We start from the raw sequence: 21197 nt of genomic DNA, 5'->3' as shown, positions 1-21197 counted from the left end.
GGCCGGTACGTCAGTCCGCTCGGCGGTGACGGCCGGGGATACCCATGGCCCGGAACGCCTCCTCGGCGGCGGCCCCCCGCTCGGCCGCCCCCTCGGCGTCACCCAGTGCCGCCAGGGCCCGGGCGATGCCGTCCAGGGCGTAGGCCTCCTCCACCCGGTGGCCCAGCCGGGCCGCGGACACATGGGCCTGCCGGTGCAGGCCCAGCGCCCGTTCGACGTCGCCGTCCCGGTGGAAGAACCGTCCCGCGGTGTTCCACACGGTGACCTCCCGTACGGGCGCGTCCTCCAGCCCCTTGGTGGCGAGGGCCTCCTCCACCCAGGTCAGCACCTGTTGCCGCCGCCCGAGCCGGCCCTCGGCCTCCGCGGAGAGGACGAGCTGCAGCGCCCGGTCGGCCGGGGCCAGCGCACCGGGGGCACGCTCGCGGGCCGCCGCCAGCGTGCGGGCGGCCGTCGCCGCCTCACCCATGGCCAGCTGGACCTGCGCCAGATCGCTCAGCCCCACGAGTTCCTTCTCCGACGCGCCGAGTTCGCGGGCGAGTTCGATGGACCGGGTCGCCGCGCTCACCGCCTCCTCGAAGCAGCCGCGTTCCATGTAGACGCCGCTGACGTTCGACAGGGACTCCGACTCGGCGCGCTGGGCGCCGAGTTCGCGCTTGAGGGCGATCGACCGCTCCAGCCGGGGCAGTGCCTCGTCGAAGCGGCCGGTGGTGGCGAGCAGCAGGCCCAGTACACCGGTGTCCTTGGCCTGGCCGCGCCGGTCACCCAGTTCCACCGCCAGTTCGTGGGCCTCGACCGCCGCCGCTATGCCGTCCTCGAACCTGCCGCGCTTCCAGCAGGCGACCGCCAGATTGGACAGACTCAGCCGCAGGAGATCGGCCTCGTCCAGGCGGCGGGCCGCGGCGAGCGCGGTGCGGCACAGGGCGAGGAAGTCGTCGAGCCTGCCCCGCAGATCGAGGTGGAAGACGACGTTCGCCGCGAGCAGGGCGACCTCGCGGTCCAGGCCCCGGCGGAAGGCCAGGGCGATCGCCGCGAGCAGACTGTCCTGCTCGCGCTCGCACCAGTCGCGGGCGGCTTCCGGTGTGGACAGCGGTGCCAGTTCCGGCCGGAACGAGGGTGCCGGGCGGGGCATCCGCACCCGGCCGGGGAAGAGCAGGTCGCAGGCGGCGTCCGAGGCAGCGAGCGAGAACTCCAGCAAGCGGCGTACCGCGCCCGCGGCCTCCTCGGAGAACTCGCCGGTGCCACCGGAACTCCGCGTGTGCGACAGCATGAGGGCGAAGCTGCGCACGAGGTCGTGGAACGCGTAGCGGCCCGGCTCGTGCTGCTGGACGAGGTGCATGTCGAGGAGGTACTCCAGGACGTCCTCGGCGTCCCTGACCCCCAGGTCGAGCAGGGCCGCCGCCGTGTAGACGTCGAGATCGGCGCCCGGGTACTGGCCGAGGAGCCGGAAGGATTTGCGGTAGTCGGCGCCCAGACCCTCGTACGACAGCCGCAGGGTGACCTCCACGCTGCGCTCGCCGGCGCTGAGTTCGGCGAGGCGGTGGGTGTCGTCGCGGAGCCGGTCCACGAGGTAGCGCACGGTCCAGCGGGGTCGTTTGCGCAGCCGTGCCGCGGCGATGCGCAGGGCGAGCGGCAGATGTCCCGCCAGGTCGGCCAGGTCGGCGACGGCGGCGGGCTCGGCCTCCGCACGGCGTTCCCCGATGATGCCGACGATCAGGGTGACGCTGTCCGGCGGCGCCATCGTGCCCAGGGACACCGAGTGCGCCGCGTCGAGGTCCACGAGCAGGGCGCGACTGGTGATCAGGACGACCGTGCCGGTGGGCGAGGCGAGGAGCGGCTTCACCTGAGCCTCGTCGACCACGTTGTCAAGGAGCAGGATCATCCGGTGCTTGGTCATGGTGGAGCGCCACAGGTTGATACGGCCCTGCGGGTCGTCGGGGATGCGTTCGCCCGGGATGCCGAGCATGCGCAGCAGGGCCTCGGCCGCGGCGGGCGGGGCGAGGGGCTCCTCGCCCGGGGTGTAGCCGCGCAGGTCGAGATGGAGCTGTGCGTCGGGGTACCGCTCGGCGAGACGGTGTGCGGCGCGCACGGCGAGGGAGGTCTTGCCGCTGCCTCCCATGCCGTCGATGGCGATGATCAGGGGGCCGGAGCCGGTGGCGCCCTCGACGAAGCCCAGGAGCTTGTGCAGTTCCTCCTCGCGGCCGGTGAAGTCCCGCAGATCGTAGGGCAGGGTGGAGCGGCCGCCGGTCACCGCCGGGGCCGCTGTCGGCGAGGGTGCGGCGGCGACGGTCAGCGAGGACTCGTTGCGCAGGATGGCCTGGTGCAGCTCGCGCAGGGCGTCGCCCGGCTGGATGCCGAGTTCCTCGTCGAGCAGGGCGCGGATGTTCCCGTACTCCTCCAGTGCCTCGGCCTGGCGGCCCGAGCGGTACAGGGCCAGCATGAGCTGGCCGCGGAGGGTCTCGCGCAGCGGGTTGCCGCCGATGGCCTCGCGGATCCCGGCGACCAGTTCGGCGCCCTCCCCGGCCTCAAGTCTGAGGTCGAAGAGCTGCTCCACCGCGGTCATGCGCCGTTCCTCCAGCGAGGCGGAGGCCGCGTCGACGACCGCTCCGCCGTTGCCGGACAGCACCGGGCCGCGCCACAGGGCGACGGCTTCGCGCAGCAGCGCCGTCGCCTCCACGGCCAGACCGGCGGCGGCGTGGTCGCGGGCCCGCCGCAGGGCGTCGGTGAACTGCAGCAGGTCCAGTTGCTCGGTTGTGACGGCGGCGCGGTAGCCGGGTCCGTCCGTCGCGATGAGGGTACGTCCGTCGGGGATGCGCTGACGCAGTTCGGCGACGGCCTTGCGCACCTGGTGTGCCGCGGTGGCGGGGGCGTCCTCGTCCCAGACGGCTTCGACGAGCCGGTGCACCGGCAGGACGCGCTGGGGTTCCAGGAGCAGCGTCACCAGGACGCGTTCGCTGACGGGCCCGCCGACGTGGACGCGCTCGTCACCGTCCCAACATTCCAGGGATCCGAGGATGCGAAAGCGTACGGGCGGTGTTTGGCGCATGGCGCGTGCCCTCTCCTCGGTCCGGGGGCGGCCGCCGCCCCACTGCTCGCCTGCGGGGAGGAGCTCGCGGAGGGACCGCGGAGCGCTTCCCGTTCCTCGATCTTCCGCAGGGAACCGCGCTGGGCGGCCATCGTCGTCGTGTACATCCTGGCCCACAATGTGTACCGACCGGTGCGGCTTCCTGTGTCTCGTGTCGGCGACGGGGGGCGCGCTGGTGGATATCGGACAAGTTTTCGTAGGGGTTTAGGCTTTGCGCAGGTCGCCGACTGGTGAACGGGCCGGGCGCAACGGTCCTATCGCAGACGGGTGTTGCCGGCCGGATGCATCTGCCGGGAAGGGCCCCGCCCGGGGCGCGGGAACGGAGCGGCGGGAGGCATCGTTTCTGCGCCGCCCGTGTCGCGGAGCGTAGTTCCCGTACGCTTCCCGGTCCCGCGTCCGCGCCACCGGCCGAGCATCAATCGGTCGTCGTATGCCCATGAGAGGCGCGGGCGCACGCGGCCGGTGGCTGGCGGACAGTGGGAACCGTCGGCCACCGGCCGTGTGCGTCCGTTGTTGTCAAGGGCGCCTCGACAGCGCGGGTTCGGCGTCCGGGGGCACCGGCGCGCGGTCCGCAGTCACCTCGATCGGCGTGTCGGCCAGGAGGCCTCCACGGCCCCAGTGATCCTGCTCGACATCCCGCACGAGCACGGTCACGACGTCTCTCGGGCATCCCGCGATCCGGGCCACGGTCGTGGTCAACTCGTCCACGAGATCGGCTCGTTTCTGTCGGTCGTTGCCCTTCCACCAGTCCACGGTCACCACAGGCACGGTTCTCTCCTTATTCGTCGAAGGGATTGTCGGGAGACTTCCCAGGGGTGATGAGGCCCTCGTCCGCCGGGAACTGGTCGAATCTGCGCGCCAGTTCCGCCATCATCTCGGGGGTCGGTCCGGGCGACGAGTTCAGCAGTTCGCCCAGTTCGCGGAAGTACCGCTCCCGGCCGCCGTCCGGGGTGAACATCACCAGCAGGGTGGCGGGGTCGGCGCCGGGGTTGCCGAACGCGTGGCTGGTGCCGGGCGGCACCATCATGAACGTGCCGGGACCGGCGACGCGCCGCTCCTCGCCCAGGGTGAGCAGGACGTCGCCGCTCGCCACGTAGAACATCTCGGTCAGTTCGTTGTGGAAGTGCAGGGGGGCTCCGGGAGCGCGGGGCGGGAGCCGGTGTTCGGTGAGGCCGAAGCGGCCGGCCGTGTCGTCCCCGGTGACGAGGAAGGAGACGGGGGTGCCGCCGACGACGGTGGTCGGACCGCCTCCGGGCCCGATCACTCGGGGGAGCGTCACCGCTCGTCCCCGTCCCCGGCGTCCGCCCGGGCAACCGCCGTACGGGGTGACAGCGTCCGCAGTGCCACCGCGGCGGCCACCAGGGCGAGGAGGGCGGTCAGCGCGTACGCCCGGCCGAACGCCCCGCCGGCGGGCGCGTCGCCGAGTACGAGGACCAGTACGGCCAGTCCCATGGAGCCGCCCGTGTACTGCGTCGCCGTCAGTACGGCGGACGCGGTGCCCTGCTCGCTGTCCGGCACGTCCTTGGTGCCCGCGATGTACATCCCCGCGAAGGCCATGCCCTGGCCCAGCCCGCTGACCAGCAGGCCCGGCAGTACGGCGGTCCAGTAGTCGGAGCCGCCCGTCCCCAGGCCGAGCAGGGCGAGGCCCGCCGCGCCGACCGCGAAGCCGGTGGCGAGGGTGCGGCGGATGCCCCAGGACCCGGCTAGCCGCCCGGTGACGAGGTTGCCCGCCACCACGCTTGACGCCAGCGGCAGGAAGGCGATACCGGCACCGAGCGGACCGTAGCCCCACACGTCCTGGAGGAATAGCGTGATCAGGAAGAACTCGGCGCCGACGCTCGCCATGTAGAGCGCCGACATCGTGCTCGCACCGGCCAGCGAGCGCACCCGCAGCAGGGCCGGCGGGATGAGCGGCGTGGCGGCCGGGCGCCGGTCGTACGCCGACCAGGCCGTGCCCAGTGCGACGGCCGCGGCGAGGCAGCCGAGGCAGGACGCGGAGGCCCAGCCGTCGACCGCGGCCTGGGTGAGCGCCGCCACCAGGAAGAGCACGGCGCCGGTGAAGAGGGCGGCGCCGGGAAGGTTGAGGTGCCTGACCGAGGCCCTGGTGCGCGCGCCGGCCGGCAGTACCCGCAGCGCGAGGACGACGGTGACCGCGATGAGCGGCACGTTCACGAAGAACACCCACCGCCAGGAGAGCGCCGCGGTCAGCACACCCCCGATCAGCACACCGGCCGCGAGTCCCACCGCGCCGATCGCGCCCCAGACGGCGAGCGCCCGGGAACGGACGGGACCTGCCGGGAACGCGGTACCGATCAGGGCCAGCATGGCCGGGGTCAGGGCGGCGGCGCCGATGCCCTGGGCAGCCCGGGAGGCGACCAGCAGCCACTGGTCCCCGGCCAGTCCGGCCGCGAGCGAGCCGAGACCGAACAGGGCCAGCGCGCCGAGGAAGAGCCGGCGCGGCCCGGTCAGGTCGGCGGCCCGGCCCCCGACCACGAGGAAACTGGCGAAGAAGACGGCGTAGGCCGACACGACCCACTGGAGCCGTTCCGGAGCGAGGCCCAGGCCCGATCCGATGCTGGGCAGCGCCACGTAGATGATCGAGTAGTCGAGTGCCACCAGGAACTGGGCGATGGACAGGGCCAGCAGCGCGGCCACCATACGACCGCTGAACCGGGTGGACGCGGGAGAGGGAGCGGAGGAGAGGGCGGAGGTCTCGGGGGAGGGGCGGGGGGTCTGGGCGGTGGTCATGACAGGGCTCCGGTCGGTTCCGGGCTGGTCCCGGTGAGGGCTCGGGTGGTGACGCGGGTCGTGGCCCGGGTCGTGGCTCGGGCGCTGAGCGGTGTTCCGTGCAGGAGAACGTCGATCACCGCGGGGAAGTCGGCCACGATGTGGTCGGCACCGGCGGCCCGGAGTGCCTCGGCGGTGTCGACGCCGTAGGAGACGGCCACGGTCCGCAGGGCGGCGGCACGGGCCATCGTCATGTCGGTGACGGTGTCGCCCACGTACCAGGACCGCGAGGCCGGTGCCCGGAGGTCGGCCAGGGCCCGCAGCGCCATGTCGGGGTGGGGCTTGCCGCGTTCGACCATGTTGTGGCAGATGACGGTGTCGAACCGGTTGAGGATGCCGGTGGCGTCCAGCAGCGCGTGGGCACTGGCGTAGACCTTGGAGGTGGCGATGCCGAGCGGATGCCCCGCCGACCGCAGCCGGTCCAGCCCTTCGGCCACGCCCGGCAGCAGGAGCTCCGGCCCCCGGCTGAGGACGTCCGTGGTGAAGCGGCGGCGGTAGCGGGCGGCGGCCTCGGCGGTCACCGTGTCGTGTACGCAGGTGCGCAACAGGCCCGCGAGAGAGGCCTCCAGCGGCTTTCCGACCGTGGCCAGCACGTCCGCGTGAGAGGGATCGGCGCCGAGACCGCGCACCACGTCACCGATCAACTCGGCGATGGCGGACGGGGTGTCGGCGAGGGTGCCGTCGATGTCGAAGACGAACGCGGTGGTCATGCTGCGGCCCCCTGCCCGTCCGGCTCGGCGGTGGCGGCGTAGGCGACCGCGAGGTGCCCGGCGAGCCGGGCGGTGCTGATGAGGACCTCGCGGTTGGCGGTGGCGGAACGGCCCTCCGTGGCCCGCGAGACGGCCTTCATCAGGTACGGGGTCGCGGCGGGACCGCGTACCCCGTCGTCCTCGGCGGCGCGCAGCGCTTCCTGGATGACACCCTCCATGAGGTCGCCGTCCAGGGCGTGTTTCTCGTCGATGGGTGCGGTGATCAGGGCACCGCCGGGCAGCCCGGCCGCCCAGTGCGTCCGTACCGCGCGGGCGATGTCGCCCGGGTCGTCGATCCGCTGGGGAACGCGCAGGCCGCTGGAACGGCAGTAGAAGGCGGGGAAGTGGTCGAAACGGTAGCCGATCACCGGAACGCCCACTGTCTCCAGGTACTCCAGGGTCAGCCCCAGGTCCAGGATGCTCTTGGCGCCGGCACAGACGACGGCCACCTTGCTCCGCGTGAACTGCACGAGGTCGGCGGAGACGTCGAAGCTCTCGCCCGCACCGCGGTGGACGCCGCCGATGCCCGCCGTGGAGAAGAACGGGATGCCCGCGAGATCCGCGGCGACGAGCGACGAGGCCACCGTGGTGGCACCCGGGCCGCCACCGGCCAGTACGACACCGACGTCCCTGCTGGACACCTTGGGCACATCGGTACCGACCGCGAAGCGCTCCATGTCGTCGGGGGACATGCCCACGGTGAACCGGCCGCCGTCAAGGCCGACGGTCGCCGGCACGGCACCCGACTCCCGGACCGCCTTCTCGACGGCGAGCGCGGTCTCCACGTTGCCCGGATAGGGCAGTCCGTGCGCGATCACCGTTGATTCCAGGGCGACAACGGGCCGCTTCTCGGCCAGCGCGTCACCTACTTCCTCACTCGTACGCAGCAATGGGTGCACTGGGGGTCTCCTGAACGGTTCGTCGAACGACGGTCGGGGGCGGAGGCGGTGTGCGCGACCCGGGTGGCGCGGGAGCTTCCCGTCCTCCGAGTCACCCGGACTGTCCCGAACCCGGTTCCCGTTCCGTTCCCGCCCCGCGGTCGCCCGGCTCGACTCACCGCAGGGCGCGCTGCTCACCGGCTCGTACCCCGCGGACGACGGATCGGCCTGGCTGGCGTCGTCCAAGGAGCACAACATCCCGCAGCCGCACCGGCTGACCGCCTTCGCGATCGGAATGAGGATCGACGGAGTCAGCCGTGAGCGGCTGGCCGGGGAACTGCTGACCGTCGTCCGGACCCGGAGCGGCCACGCGGCGCACCCCTTCGCCTCCGTCCGGGTCCCGCAGGGGCACACACTGATCGGCGGGGGTTTCCGCGCCAACTGGCGCGATCCGAGGGGCGGTCACACCGAGGGCAACCGCGCCACCGCCTCCTACCCGCGCTCCCAAGGCGCCTGGACCGCGCGTTCCAAGGACCACCGGGTCTCCGGCTCTTGCACCATCGACGCGTACGCGGTCTGCGTGAAGTCCTCTTTCGTGGTCGCCGGTGTCCGGTACACCGTCGACGTCCGGACGGACTTCGCCGAAAGCGAGGGCGGCCCCGTGCCGCACCCCTCCGCCGCCCTGGCGCTGCCCGCGAGCGGACACGTGCTGACCGGTATCGGCGCCGAGGCCCTCCCCGCCGAACCGGGCTCCCTGCTGTGGCGGTTGGGACCCACCGCGGACGGTACGAGCCCAGGTCTCGGGTCGCGGAACGCTCCAGGCCGTGCCGTCACTCGCCGCCGGTTGTCGTCATGTGCCCTTTCGTGCCCTCACGTGCCCTGCCGTGCCCTCATGTGCCGAACAGGCCGGTGACGATGTCCGCGATCCCGTCGAGGAGACCGCCGGAGGGTGTACCGGTCGGCGAGGGTTCGGCCGAGGTGTCCGGTGGAGTGGAGTCGGCCGGAGTCGGAGTCGGTGTCGGCTCCTGGGCCGTGTCGGGGGACGTGCCGGGCTGAACGGCGACCGCCTCGCCCTCGTCCGCGGGCACCACCCCGGCGTTGCTCGCCTTCGAGGACGGGCTCGCCGCGGACGGCTTGTCGGCCGAGGTGTCCCAGCCCTTCTCGTCCGAGGGCGAACCGGCCTCCGCCTCCGCGGCCGTGGTCTCGGACGGCGGCCGGATCGCCGACCCCGCGGCGGTGGACGAGGGGCCGTCGGCGGTCGGTGCACCGGATTCCTGCCGCTCCGGCTGCCGCGCCTCGTCCACGCTCCGGTTCTGGTTGCTGCCGCCGAGCACGCCGGGTATCTGGAGCCAGGGCGCGGTGGAGTTGCCGTCGGCGATCGCGACGCCGAGGGTGGCCGCGCAGCACACGCACCCGGCTGCCACGAGCCAGCCCATCCGGCGCATCCGTCCGGCCCGCCGACCGCTGGGATCGACGAATATCGGTGCACCGCCCGCCGAGTCGGACCCCGCCGAGTCGGACCCCGCCGAGTCGGACCCCGCCGGGTCGGACTCGCTTACCGTGCCGCGGTCCATGACGTCCGTACCGCGCTCCGGGCGTATGTGCCCTTCCTCGCCCGCCTTGCCTGTCATGCAACTGCCCTTTCACCGTGCTGTGGTTCGTGTGCCTTCGGTCTGCGCAAGTGATCCGTTGCCACCGCGGTGGGCGGATTGGTCCGAAGAGGCAAAGTTTCTGCGGGATCAGTCTGCGGGTTCGCTTCGCCAATGACACGCCACTGACACTCCATTGACAGATTTGGCTAACGGTATTAGCTTTTAGCTAACAAGGTTAGCCAACGGGCCGGTCGAGAGATCAGCCATCCGAACTGGGAGATGTCATGACCGAGTACCTCGCTGTCGACGGCGGCACGATCGCTTACGAGGTGGCGGGGTCCGGCCCGCTGATCGTGCTCGCGCACGGCATCGGCGACAGTCGCGCCGCCTACCGCGCGCTGATCCCGCGGTTGGTGGCGGCGGGCCACCGCGTCGCCGCCGTCGACCTGCGCGGCTGCGGCGAATCCAGCACCGACTGGCCCGCCTGGAGCCGCACCGCGATCGCCGGCGACCTGCTCGCCCTGATCCGCCACCTGGGCGGCCCGGCCGTGCTCGTCGGCCACTCGATCTCCGGCGGTGCCGCCACCGTCGCCGCGGCGCGGGAACCCTCGCTGATCACCGCGGTCGTGGAGCTGGCGCCGTTCACCCGCAAGCAGTCGGTCCGCCTCGGCGACCTGCGCCTCAAGCGCTACCGGCAGGGCATGCTGCGGCTGCTCGGCGCCGCCGTGTTCGGCAGCGTGCGGCAGTGGCGCTCGTACCTCGACGTGGCCTACCCCGGCACCAAGCCGGCCCACTGGGCGGAGCGGCTCGGCCGCATCGACTCCCTGATGCGCGAGCCGGGCCGGATGAAGGCCATGCAGGGGATGGGCCGCAGCGCTCCGACCGACGCCGGCGCGCAGCTCGGCAGCGTCCGCTGCCCGGTCCTGGTCGTGATGGGCACCCTCGACCCCGACTGGGCCGACCCGCGCGCCGAGGGTTCGGCGATCATCGATGACCTGACGGCCGGCCTCGGCCGCCTTGAGATGATCGAGGGTGCCGGACACTACCCGCACGACCAGTTCCCCGACGAGGTGCTTTCGCTCATGCTCGACTTCCTCCGCTCGGCCGCCACCCGTGCCTAGGGCCGGCCTGGACCCGGCGGCCGTCGTCGCGGCCGGGGCCGCCCTCGCCGACGAGGTGGGCTTCGCCCGGCTGACGATGGGTCTGCTGGCCGAGCGGCTCGGTGTGCGTACGCCGTCCCTGTACAAGCACGTGGGCGGCCTGGACGACCTCAACCGGCGTATCGCGGTCCTGGCGGTGAGCGAGGCCGCCGACAGCGTCGGGGCCGCGGTCCAGGGGTACGCGGGCCGCGACGCCCTGGCAGCCGCGGCGCGCGCCTTCCGCGCCTTCGTCGTGGAGCATCCCGGCCGGTACGCGGCGACGATCGGCGTGGTACCGACCGGCCCGGACGATCCGATGGCCGTCGCGAGCCTGCGGCTGCTCGGCGCGTTCACCGCGGTCCTGCGCGGCTACGAGATCGCGGAGTCCGACGTGGACCACGCCCTGCGCATGCTCCGCAGCCTCTGCCACGGTTTCGCCACGCTGCAGGCGGGGGGCGGCTTCCAGTGGAGCGCCGACATCGACGAGAGCTTCGAGTGGCTGATCGCCTTCGCCGACCGGGGCCTGCGCGCGCTCTGAAGCCGCGACGTCAGTTCTTCCGCCCCGTCCCAGCGAGCGAGGCCCGTTGCCGCGCGGCGCTCACCGCCGCGGACAGCGCGGCGATGTCGTAGGCGCCGTGGTGACGGCGGCCGTTGACGAAGAACGTGGGCGTGCCCGACACCCCGCTGAGGTCGGCGGACTCCACGTCCGCGGCGACCCTGGCGGCGCCCGTGCCGGCCCGGAGGTCGGCGCGGAAGCGGTCGGTGTCGAGGCCGATCTCCTCGGCGTAGCGGAGCAGGTCCTTCGGCAGCAGATCCCCCTGGTGCCGCATCAGCTGCTCGTGCATGTCCCAGTAACCGCCCTGCCGGGCGGCGGCCTCGGCGGCCTCCGCGGCGAGCTGCGCACCCGGATGCACGTCCGGGAGCGGCAGATGCCGCCATACGTACCGCACGTCGCCGAAGTCGGCGAGCAGTTCGCGCACCACGGGCTCGGCCAGTCCGCAGTAGGGGCACTCGAAATCCCCGTACTCCAGGAGTGTCACGGGTGCGTCCCGGGGGCCGCGCACATGGTCGCGGTCCATGTCGACGGGGTCGCTGAGATCGACGATGGTCTGCCCCGTGCCCAGCAGGGCGCGGGCCCGGGACGGCGCGGAGAGGGCGCCGGTCACCCCGGTGACCAGCCAGGCGAGGAGGAACGAGCAGAGTACGGCGCCCAGGATGCCGATCTTCGCCTGCTCCAGCCGGTCGCCGTCGAAGGCGAGCGTGGCGATCAGCAGGGACACGGTGAAGCCCACCCCGGCCAGGGTGCCGCCCGCGGAGATGGCGCCCCAGCCGACCGGCGGATGCAGGCGCCCTTTGCTGACACGTGTCGTGAGCCAGGTCGCGCCGATGATGCCGATCGGCTTGCCGAGCACGTAACCGAGGAGGATGCCCAGGGTGACCGGTGAGGTGAACGCGCCGGTCAGCTGGTCGGCGCTGAGGACGATGCCGGCGTTGGCGAGGGCGAACAGCGGCACGATCACATAGCTCGTCCAGGGATGGAGCATGCGCTGGAGCCGGTCGTTGGGGGAGAGCGTCGAGGCGATCTGGCGGCGTACGGTGCGTTCGAGTTCGGGGGTCGGCTGCTCGCGGAAGCGCCGGAACTGTCTGCTGGCCTGTTCCAGGTCGCCGCGCTCCGCCGGACGGGCGTACGTCAGCAACCCCATCGCGAGGCCGGTCACCACCGGGTCCACCCCCGACTTCAGGAGCGCCACCCAGATCGTCACGCCCAGCACCCCGTACAGGGAGGGGACGCGCATGCCGAGGGTGCGGCGCACCAGCAGGACGACGGCGAAGAGGCCGAGCGCGGTCAGCAGTGCGGGCAGCGCGATGGCTCCGCTGTAGGCGAACGCGATGACGGCCAGGGCCAGGAAGTCGTCGACGACGGCGACGGTGAGGATGAAGACCCGCAGGCTGCCGGGCAGCCGGGACCCGAAGACGGCGAGCATGCCCAGCGCGAAGGCGGTGTCCGTGGACATGGCGGCGCCCCAGCCGTGCACGGAATCCTCGCCCGCGTTGAGCGCCAGATAGATCGCGACGGGTACGAGCATGCCGCTGAGCCCGGCGAGCAGCGGCAGGGTGATCCGCCGCCGTTCCCGCAGTTCGCCCATGTCGAACTCGCGGCGCGCCTCCAGGCCGACGACGAAGAAGAACAGCGTCATCAGCCCGCTGTTCAGCCATTCGCGCAGTTCGAGGGAGACTCCGCCCGATCCGACGCGGACCGACAACTCGGTCTCCCACAGGGACTCGTACGAGCCGGCGCCGATGTTGGCCCAGACGAGGGCGGCGAGCGCGCCGACCAGCAGGACGGCGGCGCTGCCGGTCTCCGTCCGCAGGAAGGCGCGCAGGGGGCTGCGGGGGGCGGCGCCGCACAGGGTCTGCAGCGGGGGCGGTGAGGTCTCGGACGGCACGGTCACTCCCTGATTCTGACCCCACTCGTGATCCGGTACCCGACGGGGGCGCCGGGCAGCGATGTCAGCGGCGTGCGGCCGACGACAGAAGCATCGGCAGCGAGACGAAGTCGGCGAGTGCCCGCTGGCCCGCGATGTTGGCGTGCACGCCGTCGCCGGTGTCGTACGCCGGGTTGATGCTGTTGGGCTTCAGCGGGTCCTTGAGCACCTGGTCGAAGTCCGTCACGCCGTCGCACGTCCCGTCGCAGGTGTTCCCCTTCTTGACGTGAGTGCCGACGGCGTGGCGGTCGAGGTTGTTCTGGTCGGTGTAGCCGGGCCGCGAGGTGATCGGAGTGACGTACACCTTGATCCCGGCGGCCCGCAGACGCTCGAACACCGCGTCGTAGCTCCGCAGGATCAGCTCGGCGTCACAGCCGTTGGCGAGGTCGTTCGTGCCGTAGTAGTAGAGGACCCCGGTGACCCCGTGCAGGGCGAGGACGTCACGGTCCAGCCGGGCCGCCGCGTCGAGACCCCGTAGGCCGGCGGGATTGCGGGGGCAGTCGGCGGAACTGGTCGTGCCGGCGATGCCCGCGTTGGCGATCGTGAGCTGCCGGGTGCGGGGGAGTTCGGCGGTGACGCGGCGGGCGAGGTCGTCCGTCCAGCGGTGATCGGTTCCCTCCGGCGTGCAGCCGGGTCCGCAGTCGGTGCTGCCGGTCCCGTCGACCACCGAGCTGCCGTACGCCACGATCGTGCCCCTGAGCTTCGGGTTGTGCACGTCGACGGCGCTGACCAGGTACGTGGAGCCGACCGTCCGCGTGTACGCGTCGCCGCTCACCTCGGCCGTGTGGTCGCCGGAGCCGGGCGCGGTCAGGTAGTTGGAGCGGAAGGCGCTGGTGTGCCGTCCCGGTGTGACCGTGCCGGACACGGACAGGGAGACCGCGACATCGTCCTGCGCACGGGTCTTCAGCGCCGCCGCGTCGCTCCACACCTCGCCGCCGGCCGGTACGACGACCTCGCGCCGCCCGTCGAAGGTGACGGCGAGGACGTCACCTTCGACAGCCGCGCTGTCACCGCCGCTGTGGCCGACGGTGGCGGCGTCCACGGTGAGCGGGGTCTCGCCGAAGGTGTTCTGGATCCGGACCCGCAGCGCCCCGCCGCCCTGGCCGAGATGGGTGATCATGCGAACGGACTGATCGCGCAGGGGAGTCGGGGCGAGTTCCTGCTGCGACTGCGCCCAGGACGTGAACCACGCGCGTCCGGTCGGCGTCGTGGTTGCTGCGGTGTCGGCGGCTGTGGTGGTGTCCACTGTCGCGGCCGTGGTCGCGGAGACCGCCGACCCCGACGCCAGGAGCGCCAGGGCCAGGGCCAGTGCGGCGCGGCGCAGGGAGGGCGTACGGAAAGGGGGCATGGGGGTCCCTTCGATGTCGTACGGTCCCGGCGCGCAGGTGCCACCGCCGGGACCGCGGCTCTCGTCCCGTATGGACTGCCCCTGGGGCTCCTGCGTCAGACGTGACGGCCGGTGCCATTACCGGATCACATCGGGGAGTTGCCGCCTCGCCCGGCTCATGGCGAAGGTCCATGGCGGAGCCGGAGCCGGTACCGAAGCCGGTGCCGAAGGCCCACGGTCACGTGATGCGGGCCACACCCGTGTAGATGCCGCTGCCGTCGGCCGCCTCGACCTTGCCCGCCGCGTCCCACTCCGTCGCCGTCACCAGGCCCGGCGGCACGAGATCGAGGCCGTCGAAGAAGCGCTCCACCTCCGCGCGGGTGCGGAAACCGAGCTGGATACCGCCCTTGGCGTACTCGGCGGTGACCTGGGCCGCCAGTTCCGGATACAGGTCGGAGGCGGCGTGCGACAGCACCAGACAGCTGCCCGGCGGCAGCGTGGCGACCAGGTCACGGACGATGGAGTGGGCGTCCTGCTCGTCGGGGATGAAGTGCATCAGCGCGATCAGCGACAGCGCGATGGGACGGCTGAAGTCCAGGACGCGCCGGGCGTGTTCGACGATCGCCTCCGGCTGCCGCACATCGGCCTCGATGTAGTCGGTGACTCCGCCGGGACGGCTGACCAGCAGCGCCTCGGCGTGACGCAGCACGATCGGGTCGTTGTCGGTGTAGACGACCTTCGCCGTCGGCACGATGTCCTGGACGATCTGATGGAGGTTGGGCTCGGTGGGGATGCCCGTGCCGATGTCCAGGAACTGGTCGACGCCCTGGGTGGCGAGCCAGGCGGCCGCCCGGTGCATGAACTGCCGGTTCTGCCGGGCCGCGTCCTTGGCCTCGGGCGGCAGTTTCTCGCCCACCGCCTCGTCGACCGGGTAGTTGTCCTTGCCGCCCAGCAGCCAGTCATAGACACGCGCGGGATGCGCCTTGTCGGTAACGATCTGCGGGAACCGCTGTGGGCCGGTCGACATGACAAGCAACTCCATCGCGCCAATGAACGGGTTGGATCAACTATTCGATCACGTCGGTGGAGTACATCATGTGCTACGCGCGGGAGGGAAGCACCGGGCGTACGAGACCATCGCCAGTGCGACCGCCAACGCGCCCAGGAGCCAGCCGCCGAGCACGTCCGACGACCAGTGCACGCCCAGCCAGATCCGGGTGAACCCCACACCGACGACGGACACCACCGACACGGCCAGCGCGATCCGCCACAGGACGCGCCCGGCGCCGTACAGCCGCAGGACCCACAGCAGCAGGCCGCAGGCCACCGTGGCCGTCAGGGCGTGCCCGGAGGGAAAGGCGGCGAAGTGGGCGGAGTCCACCGGGTCGGGCCAGACGGGGCGCTCGCGGTCGACCGCCGCCTTGATCCCCTGCGAGAGGAGGGCGCCGAGGACGCAGGTGGCCGTCAGCCACAGGGCGAGCCACCACGCGCCGTGGTGCAGCACCAGCCAGAGCACGGTGACGGCGATCAGGGCCCGCATCGTCCAGGGGTCCCACACCCAGTCGGTCAGGATGCGGAACGCCTGGGTCAGGTCCGGATCGTCGACCGCCCAGCGGTGGGTGGTGCGGGCGATGTCGCCGTCGAGGGCCATGAGCGGGTCCCAGGAGGCCGTGACCAGAACGAGCAGCAGCACGGTGGGCGGAGCGAGAGCCACGGCGACGCGCAGGGCGATCCCGGGGCCGGTCGCGTGGGGCGGCGAGTCGACGGGAGAGTGCATACGTCGATCCTCGCCGACGGGTGGGGCCCGAGGCGAACCCGGGGGTTTCCCGCGCGTGCTGCCTCCGTTCACCCCAGCGCGCGCAGACCCGGTCCGAAGGCCACCACGACCGGGATCACCGGCACCAGCGCCGCCGCCGCGGTGAGCTTCAGCCGGCGGGTGGGCGGGAGGCGGTCCGGGGGAGTGAGCAGCCGATGGACCCGCTGCGGGACATGCGCCTGAGGGGTCGGGCACGGGCCGAACACGCCGCGGTCCTCGTTGAGTTCCACCAGCGCGAGGGCGGTCGTCAGCCGGCCGAACCGGCGTGAGGCCATGTCGTCGGCGGCGAGTTCGACCAGTCGGTGCATCTCGTCGCGGAACGCCGCGAACACCGGAACCTGCGGAAAGCCGCCCGCCAGCGCCGCCGAGGAGTGCAGCAGCCAGTTGTGCCGGGCGCGCGCGTGTCCCTGTTCATGGGCGAGCACGGCGTCCAGCTGCTGTCCCTTGAGGCGACGCAACGCGGCGGTGGTGATGACGAGTCGGGGCGCGGCGCCGGGCAGCCACCAGGCATCGGGGCGCTCCCCCTCCAGGACGACCAGCCGCTCACCGCCCGGCTCCTCACCGGGCAACAGCGGTGCGCGTGCGAGGAGTTCGGCGCGCCGACGACGGCGCCGGGCCCCGGCCCGGCCGATCTCGCGGGCCAGCATGGCCGCGCTCCACACCCCGCCGAGTGCCAGTGTCACCGCCGTCGCCGCGGCCCAGGGGCCTGGGGCGAGCGCGTAGGCCTCCACCACGGCGTGCGGGGCGGGGGCGAACAGTCTGCCGCGCACCACCTGCCAGGCGGCGGCCGCGCTGAGCGCCATCGACAGCGCGCAGCAGAGCAGGACGGCCACCACCACGCACTGCCACGCCCACAGGGCGACCACCGGTTCGCGGTCCTGCCAGTCCGCCCGCGCGAGCAGCCGCGGGGCGAGAACGGAGGCCAGGGCGCCGAGCAGCAACAGTGCCGCGGGGACCATCATGGACGCAGCCTATGTATCCGGCGGCGCCGCCGGATACGGCCGGTCGCGGCAAGTGACGCAGACCACGGCTGCGTACAGGCGTGCATCCCCTCAGCGAATCCCCGCAGCGGGTGCCCTCGGAGAGTGCCCTCAGAGCGTGAGAAGCATCGCCAGCATCCCGATGCCCATGGAGAGCCGGCAGGCCCGCGCCAGCTCCAGCCGGTCACCCCAGCCGGGCGCGCCCGGACCTCCGGTCGGCCCTCTCGCCGGACCTCCCGCCGGCCCGCCGGCCGCGACCGGCACCAGTCGTGTCCCGGTCCACAGCACGTAAGCCGTGAAGTACAGGAGCAGTACCCCGGTCAGGACGGGTATCCCGGCGTGTGTCCCGCGCGCCGTCATCGCGGCCATGTAGACCATCGCGAAGGCGCCCACCAGGTGGTGCAGATGGTGTGTGCCGCTCCGAGCCGCCCACAGGGCACGCAGGGCCGCCGCCCCGAACACGGCCGCGTAGACGGCCCAGGCCCAGCGCGGTGGCGCCAGTACCGCCGCGGGCACCGCCATCGCGGCCATGCCGAAGCCCATCAGCGCCTCGCCGCCCGCGGTGCGGCGCTGCTCCTCGACCCCGCTGCGCATGCGCAGCAGGCAGTAGGCCCCGGTCGCCGCGCACAGCGCGACGAGCAGCCAGCCGGACGATCCCGCCCCCGGTCCGTGCACCGAGCACCTCCCCGCTCGACGGTGTCGGACAGTCCGGTCGAAGAGATGCCCCGGCCGGACGGGGTACAAGCGGAGGAAAGCGGGCGCAAGCGAGCGCAACGGCGTACATGGGGAGCGTGCGGGGGGTGCGCAGCAGGCCGGGGCTCCGGGTCACGCATATTTTACAGGTAAAACACCTGCTAACCTTATGGGTATGAGCAGTGTCCGCCCCCGCCACCGCGCCACCCCCGTCCGCCGGCTGCCCCTCGCGGGCGCCCTGCGCCTCAACCGGCCCTCCGACATCTGGTTCAAGCCCGCGCTGAGCGTGGTGGTCGCGGTCGGGGTGCCGAACCTGACGCTGCTGGCGCTCGGCCGGCTGGACCTCGCCCTGTACTCCATGGCCGGCTCGCTCTGCGCGCTCTACGCCCACAACCTGCCGTACGCGGCCCGCGGGCGCGCCCTCGCGTGGGTCGTCCTCGGCATGCTCGCCTCGGTCGCGGTCGCCCTGGTCACGGCGTCGCTCGCGTCCTCCGCCGTGCTCCTGGTCGCTGTCGGAGCGCTGCTCGCCGCCGCGCACAAGGCGGTGAGCGACCTGACCCGCATAGGCCCGCCCGGACCGGTGATCTTCACCTTCATCAGCTCCGCCTCGCTCTTCGCGCCCCAGACGCTCGGCCAGGTCCCCGGTCATCTCGCCCTCGCCGCCGCGGCCGGCGCCTGGGCCTGGCTCGTCGGCATGGCGCCGGGCCTCGTACGCCCGCACGGCCCCGAGCGCCGGGCCACGGCCCGCGCCCTGAACGCGGCTGCCGGATATGTGGACGCGTACGAGCCGGTGTCCACCTCCGGCGGGCGCGGCGAGGCAGGCCACGAGCGGGCCCGCGCCGCCGCTGCCGCCGCGGTGCACGCCGCCTGGCAGTCGCTCCTGGCCACCGGCGCGCGCCCGGAGCCCCGCCGCGCCCTCGAAGGGCTCGTCGTGCGGGCCGAGGTCGCTCTCGCGGCCCCCGCCGACACGGACCCCGCCCGGTTGCGCACCTGGGCGCGCGACCTGCGCGGCACACAGCCCGTACCCCGGGTGGCGCCCGGACGGGACGCCGACGAACTGCTCGGCGTGGAGGTCGAACTGGCGGAGGCCGGACCGGCTGCCGGCAAGAGCGGACAGAGGTGGTGGACCGGCAGGCTGGGCCCCCTCCTTCCGCTGGCCCTGCGCACCGCGCTCGGCTGCGCCCTCGCCGGTTACGTGTCGCTGGCGCTCGGCGTCGGCCGCCCGTACTGGGCCCTGGTCACCGCGGCCTCGCTCTACCAGGCGAACCTCACGCTGACCTGGAGCCGGGGCGTCCAGCGCGTCGTCGGCAACCTCGTCGGCGTCCTCCTCTTCGCGGCCGTCGCCCCGCTCGCCCACCTCGGCCCCGCCGCCCTGGTCCTGTGCTGCCTCGCCTTCAACTTCGGCGCGGAAGCACTGATCACCCGCAACTACTGGCTCGGCAGCATCTGCGTGACCCCGATGGCGCTGCTGATCACCGAGTTCACGGGCTTCCAGGAGCCCGGCGGGCTCATCACGGACCGGGTCGTGGACACGCTGGTCGGCGCGGTCGTCGGATTCGTGGCCGCGGTCGCCGTCACCAACCGGCGCGCCGGAGACCGCATCGAGGACGCGCTCGACACCGTGGAGCGCGCCCGTGAGCACGCGGCACGGCTGATCGCCGCCGAGCGTCCAGGGCCCGGCGCCCTGGAGGCCGCCCGCCGACGCCTGGCCGCCGCGCTCGTCGAACTGCGCGCCACGGCCGAAGCCGCGGCCGGCGAATGGTGGCAGCGCGCCCTGCCGCAGGAGCGGGTGATGCTGGCGGAGCAGGCCGGACACCGTACGCTCGCGGCGACGGTACGACGGCAGGGACCGCACGTTCTGGAGGACGCAGAGGCATGACGGCAGCGAACGGTCCAAGGGCGGTCGGCGCCGATGCCGCCGGAGGAGGGCCGCACGGGGACGCCGGGGCGGGACGGCCGGTCCCGGGCGACACGGTCGCCGCGGTGGTCCGGCAGTGGCGGACGGTCCATCCCGAGCTCGACACCGGACCCATGGAGGTCATCGGCCGTATCAACCGGTGTGCCGCGCTCCTCCAGCAGGCCGAGGACGCGCCGCTGCGGCACGCCGGACTCACCCGCCCCGAGTTCGATCTCCTCGGCGCGCTGCGCCGCACGGGCCTCGAACTGACACCCGGCGAGCTGGCCCGGGAGACCTTCTCGTCCGGCGCCGCCGTCACCAAGCGGCTCAAGCAGCTGACCGAGCGCGGTCTCGTCGAGCGGCGCGGCGACACCCGCGACCGCCGCGTCGCCCATGTCCGCCTCACGGACGCAGGCCGCGCCCTCGTCGACGGCATCCTCCCCGAGCAGCTCTCGTACGAGACGACGGTCCTGTCCGGACTCGACGGCACCGGGCAACGGGAACTCGCGGTCCTGCTCGGCGACCTGCTGGTCCAGCTGGAGGGCCGCCTGAGCGTTCCGCGCGTCTGACCCCTCTTCGGTCACCGCTGCCCGGGTGGCCCCTTCACAGGCGCGGCGGACCGCGCGACAAGCCCCCACCGGCCCGCGCTTCGAACGAACCCCGCGCGCCCGCCTCCGCAGGCCGCGCTGTCAGGTCCGTGCCGGTGCCGTGCTGGACCGTACGACCAGTTCCGTGGCCAGTTCCACCCGCGGCGAGTCGAGTTCCTCGCCCCGGGTGAGCCTCAGGACCGTGCGGACCGCGAGTTTGCCCATCTCCGCGAGGGGCTGGCGGACCGTCGTGAGCGGCGGAGCCGACCAGCGCACTTCCGGAAGGTCGTCGAAACCCACCACACTCATGTCCTGAGGGACGCGCAGCCCGCGTCGGCGCAGCGCCTCGACGGCGCCCATCGCCATCTGGTCGCTCGCGGCGAACAGGGCCGTGGGCGGCCGGTCGAGGTCAAGAAGCGCGGCGCAGCCGGTGAACCCGGACTCGGGGTAGAAGTCGCCGGGCACGATCAGCGAGTCGTCGACGGCGATCCCCGCCCGGTCCAGGGCCGCGCGGTAGCCGTCCAGGCGGGCCCGCGAGCAGAGCAGCCGGGGCGGCCCCGCGACGAACCCGATCCTGCGGTGACCGAGCCGCACCAGATGCTCGGTGGCGGCCATCCCGCCGGCCCAGTTGGTGACGCCCACCGTGGGCGCGTCCAGGGCGGGGGAGCCCGCCGGATCGACCACCACGAGCGGGACCCCGAGACGGCGCAGCTCGTCGTGGAGGACGGGTTCCAGGACGGACGTGACCAGGATGACGCCGTCCGAGGCGCGCGCCCGCAGGTTCGTCATCCACCGGCGGGCATCCCCCGAGCGTCCGTGGATCGCGGAGACGACCGTTCCGACGCCCGCCGCGTGCGCCACCTCCTCCACGCCCCGGATGATCTCCACCGCCCAGGGGCTGTCGAGATCGTCGAAGACCAGGTCGATCAGCGCGGCGCGCACCCGCGCGCCGGGCGGCCGTCTGCGGTAGCCGTGCAGACGCAGCAGGTCCTCCACCCGGGCACGCGTGCCCGGCGCCACGTCCGACCGGCCGTTGACCACCCGCGACACGGTCGGTACGGAGACCCCGGCCGCCCGGGCGATCTGCGTGATCGTGACCTTGCCCCGGCCCTCCCGAGCCCTGCCGTCCACGGCGTCCCCGGTGTACTCCTCGGTCAACTGCCCCACCTCCGTTGACGGTCCCC

The 21197-nt window shown here is 72.9% G+C and carries 19 protein-coding genes; 5 read left to right on the top strand and 14 right to left on the bottom strand.

Going from position 1 to position 21197, the window contains the following annotated elements; genetic code table 11:
• Window positions 1-10: 10 nt before the first annotated feature.
• The 6 genes from ACIOKD_RS21635 to ACIOKD_RS21610 all read right to left on the bottom strand — a co-directional run bounded on the left by ACIOKD_RS21635 (window position 11) and on the right by ACIOKD_RS21610 (window position 7517).
• Window positions 11-3043, bottom strand: coding sequence for a BTAD domain-containing putative transcriptional regulator (locus ACIOKD_RS21635; protein WP_402086292.1), 3033 nt, complete (start codon window positions 3041-3043; stop codon window positions 11-13).
• Between the two features lie 555 nt (window positions 3044-3598).
• The gene (locus tag ACIOKD_RS21630) at window positions 3599-3850 is read right to left on the bottom strand and encodes a 4-oxalocrotonate tautomerase family protein (RefSeq protein WP_402086289.1); all 252 of its coding nucleotides are present in this window, start codon (window positions 3848-3850) and stop codon (window positions 3599-3601) included.
• A gap of 10 nt (window positions 3851-3860) precedes the next feature.
• Window positions 3861-4346 (bottom strand): cupin domain-containing protein, encoded by a 486-nt coding sequence (locus ACIOKD_RS21625; protein WP_402086287.1) that lies wholly within the window; start codon window positions 4344-4346, stop codon window positions 3861-3863.
• A gap of 11 nt (window positions 4347-4357) precedes the next feature.
• Window positions 4358-5830, bottom strand: coding sequence for an MFS transporter (locus ACIOKD_RS21620; RefSeq protein ID WP_402086284.1), 1473 nt, complete (start codon window positions 5828-5830; stop codon window positions 4358-4360).
• The gene (locus ACIOKD_RS21615) at window positions 5827-6579 is read right to left on the bottom strand and encodes an HAD family hydrolase (protein WP_402086281.1); all 753 of its coding nucleotides are present in this window, start codon (window positions 6577-6579) and stop codon (window positions 5827-5829) included. The genes ACIOKD_RS21620 and ACIOKD_RS21615 overlap by 4 nt, the downstream gene beginning before the upstream one ends.
• Window positions 6576-7517: a pseudouridine-5'-phosphate glycosidase gene (locus tag ACIOKD_RS21610; RefSeq protein WP_402086278.1), complete on the bottom strand. Its 942-nt coding sequence runs from the start codon at window positions 7515-7517 to the stop codon at window positions 6576-6578. The genes ACIOKD_RS21615 and ACIOKD_RS21610 overlap by 4 nt, the downstream gene beginning before the upstream one ends.
• Before the next feature lie 274 nt (window positions 7518-7791).
• Between ACIOKD_RS21610 and ACIOKD_RS21605 the strand changes: the two genes are divergently transcribed.
• A complete protein-coding gene (locus ACIOKD_RS21605) occupies window positions 7792-8409 on the top strand; it encodes a hypothetical protein (protein WP_402086275.1) in 618 nt (205 codons plus the stop codon).
• Here ACIOKD_RS21605 and ACIOKD_RS21600 read toward each other — a convergent pair.
• Window positions 8387-9127: a hypothetical protein gene (locus ACIOKD_RS21600; protein ID WP_402086273.1), complete on the bottom strand. Its 741-nt coding sequence runs from the start codon at window positions 9125-9127 to the stop codon at window positions 8387-8389. The two genes, ACIOKD_RS21605 and ACIOKD_RS21600, sit on opposite strands and share 23 nt — an antisense overlap.
• 245 nt (window positions 9128-9372) lie before the next feature.
• Here ACIOKD_RS21600 and ACIOKD_RS21595 point away from each other — a divergent pair, with 245 nt between their 5' ends.
• Complete coding sequence (locus tag ACIOKD_RS21595; RefSeq protein ID WP_402086271.1) at window positions 9373-10209, top strand: alpha/beta fold hydrolase; 837 nt, start codon at window positions 9373-9375, stop codon at window positions 10207-10209.
• Window positions 10202-10765 carry a TetR/AcrR family transcriptional regulator gene (locus ACIOKD_RS21590; protein ID WP_402086269.1) on the top strand — a complete coding sequence of 188 codons (564 nt, stop codon included), beginning with the start codon at window positions 10202-10204 and terminating at the stop codon, window positions 10763-10765. The genes ACIOKD_RS21595 and ACIOKD_RS21590 overlap by 8 nt, the downstream gene beginning before the upstream one ends.
• Before the next feature lie 10 nt (window positions 10766-10775).
• On the opposite strand, the gene nhaA is transcribed toward ACIOKD_RS21590, so the two are convergent.
• From nhaA to ACIOKD_RS21560, 6 genes are all read right to left on the bottom strand, one after another.
• Window positions 10776-12674: a Na+/H+ antiporter NhaA gene (nhaA, locus tag ACIOKD_RS21585; protein WP_402086433.1), complete on the bottom strand. Its 1899-nt coding sequence runs from the start codon at window positions 12672-12674 to the stop codon at window positions 10776-10778.
• 64 nt (window positions 12675-12738) lie between these two features.
• The gene (locus ACIOKD_RS21580) at window positions 12739-14061 is read right to left on the bottom strand and encodes an SGNH/GDSL hydrolase family protein (protein ID WP_402086266.1); all 1323 of its coding nucleotides are present in this window, start codon (window positions 14059-14061) and stop codon (window positions 12739-12741) included.
• A gap of 217 nt (window positions 14062-14278) precedes the next feature.
• Window positions 14279-15067, bottom strand: coding sequence for an SAM-dependent methyltransferase (locus ACIOKD_RS21575; RefSeq protein ID WP_402086264.1), 789 nt, complete (start codon window positions 15065-15067; stop codon window positions 14279-14281).
• Window positions 15068-15133: 66 nt separating this feature from the next.
• Window positions 15134-15817 carry a phosphatase PAP2 family protein gene (locus tag ACIOKD_RS21570; protein WP_402086261.1) on the bottom strand — a complete coding sequence of 228 codons (684 nt, stop codon included), beginning with the start codon at window positions 15815-15817 and terminating at the stop codon, window positions 15134-15136.
• Window positions 15818-15885: 68 nt separating this feature from the next.
• Complete coding sequence (locus ACIOKD_RS21565) at window positions 15886-16818, bottom strand: M56 family metallopeptidase (protein ID WP_402086258.1); 933 nt, start codon at window positions 16816-16818, stop codon at window positions 15886-15888.
• 129 nt (window positions 16819-16947) lie between these two features.
• Entirely contained in the window at window positions 16948-17511 is a 564-nt protein-coding gene (locus ACIOKD_RS21560; RefSeq protein WP_402086255.1) for a DUF5134 domain-containing protein, read from the bottom strand.
• A 193-nt stretch (window positions 17512-17704) separates the two neighbouring features.
• Between ACIOKD_RS21560 and ACIOKD_RS21555 the strand changes: the two genes are divergently transcribed.
• Together ACIOKD_RS21555 and ACIOKD_RS21550 are read left to right on the top strand one after the other, a co-directional pair.
• Window positions 17705-19408, top strand: coding sequence for an FUSC family protein (locus ACIOKD_RS21555; RefSeq protein ID WP_402086253.1), 1704 nt, complete (start codon window positions 17705-17707; stop codon window positions 19406-19408).
• A complete protein-coding gene (locus ACIOKD_RS21550) occupies window positions 19405-19995 on the top strand; it encodes a MarR family winged helix-turn-helix transcriptional regulator (RefSeq protein ID WP_402086251.1) in 591 nt (196 codons plus the stop codon). Before ACIOKD_RS21555 ends, ACIOKD_RS21550 begins: the two co-directional genes overlap by 4 nt.
• Before the next feature lie 120 nt (window positions 19996-20115).
• Here ACIOKD_RS21550 and ACIOKD_RS21545 read toward each other — a convergent pair whose 3' ends face one another.
• The gene (locus ACIOKD_RS21545) at window positions 20116-21171 is read right to left on the bottom strand and encodes a LacI family DNA-binding transcriptional regulator (RefSeq protein ID WP_402086431.1); all 1056 of its coding nucleotides are present in this window, start codon (window positions 21169-21171) and stop codon (window positions 20116-20118) included.
• Window positions 21172-21197: the final 26 nt, after the last annotated feature.

It is taken from the genome of Streptomyces sp. NPDC087844 (assembly GCF_044742785.1).
Taxonomy (GTDB): Bacteria; Actinomycetota; Actinomycetes; order Streptomycetales; family Streptomycetaceae; genus Streptomyces.
Note: the sequence above shows the minus strand (reverse complement) of the source record. Positions and strands in the feature narration are given on the sequence as shown.

Bases quoted from the DNA above. Each gene is read 5' to 3' on its own strand.
- ACIOKD_RS21635 (WP_402086292.1), bottom strand. From the start codon at position 3,043: ATGCGCCAAACACCGCCCGTACGCTTTCGCATCCTCGGATCCCTGGAA.
- ACIOKD_RS21620 (WP_402086284.1), bottom strand. From the start codon at position 5,830: ATGACCACCGCCCAGACCCCCCGCCCCTCCCCCGAGACCTCCGCCCTC.
- ACIOKD_RS21615 (WP_402086281.1), bottom strand. From the start codon at position 6,579: ATGACCACCGCGTTCGTCTTCGACATCGACGGCACCCTCGCCGACACC.
- ACIOKD_RS21605 (WP_402086275.1), top strand. From the start codon at position 7,792: ATGAGGATCGACGGAGTCAGCCGTGAGCGGCTGGCCGGGGAACTGCTG.
- ACIOKD_RS21600 (WP_402086273.1), bottom strand. From the start codon at position 9,127: ATGACAGGCAAGGCGGGCGAGGAAGGGCACATACGCCCGGAGCGCGGT.
- ACIOKD_RS21595 (WP_402086271.1), top strand. From the start codon at position 9,373: ATGACCGAGTACCTCGCTGTCGACGGCGGCACGATCGCTTACGAGGTG.
- ACIOKD_RS21580 (WP_402086266.1), bottom strand. From the start codon at position 14,061: ATGCCCCCTTTCCGTACGCCCTCCCTGCGCCGCGCCGCACTGGCCCTG.
- ACIOKD_RS21575 (WP_402086264.1), bottom strand. From the start codon at position 15,067: ATGTCGACCGGCCCACAGCGGTTCCCGCAGATCGTTACCGACAAGGCG.
- ACIOKD_RS21570 (WP_402086261.1), bottom strand. From the start codon at position 15,817: ATGCACTCTCCCGTCGACTCGCCGCCCCACGCGACCGGCCCCGGGATC.
- ACIOKD_RS21565 (WP_402086258.1), bottom strand. From the start codon at position 16,818: ATGATGGTCCCCGCGGCACTGTTGCTGCTCGGCGCCCTGGCCTCCGTT.
- ACIOKD_RS21555 (WP_402086253.1), top strand. From the start codon at position 17,705: ATGAGCAGTGTCCGCCCCCGCCACCGCGCCACCCCCGTCCGCCGGCTG.
- ACIOKD_RS21550 (WP_402086251.1), top strand. From the start codon at position 19,405: ATGACGGCAGCGAACGGTCCAAGGGCGGTCGGCGCCGATGCCGCCGGA.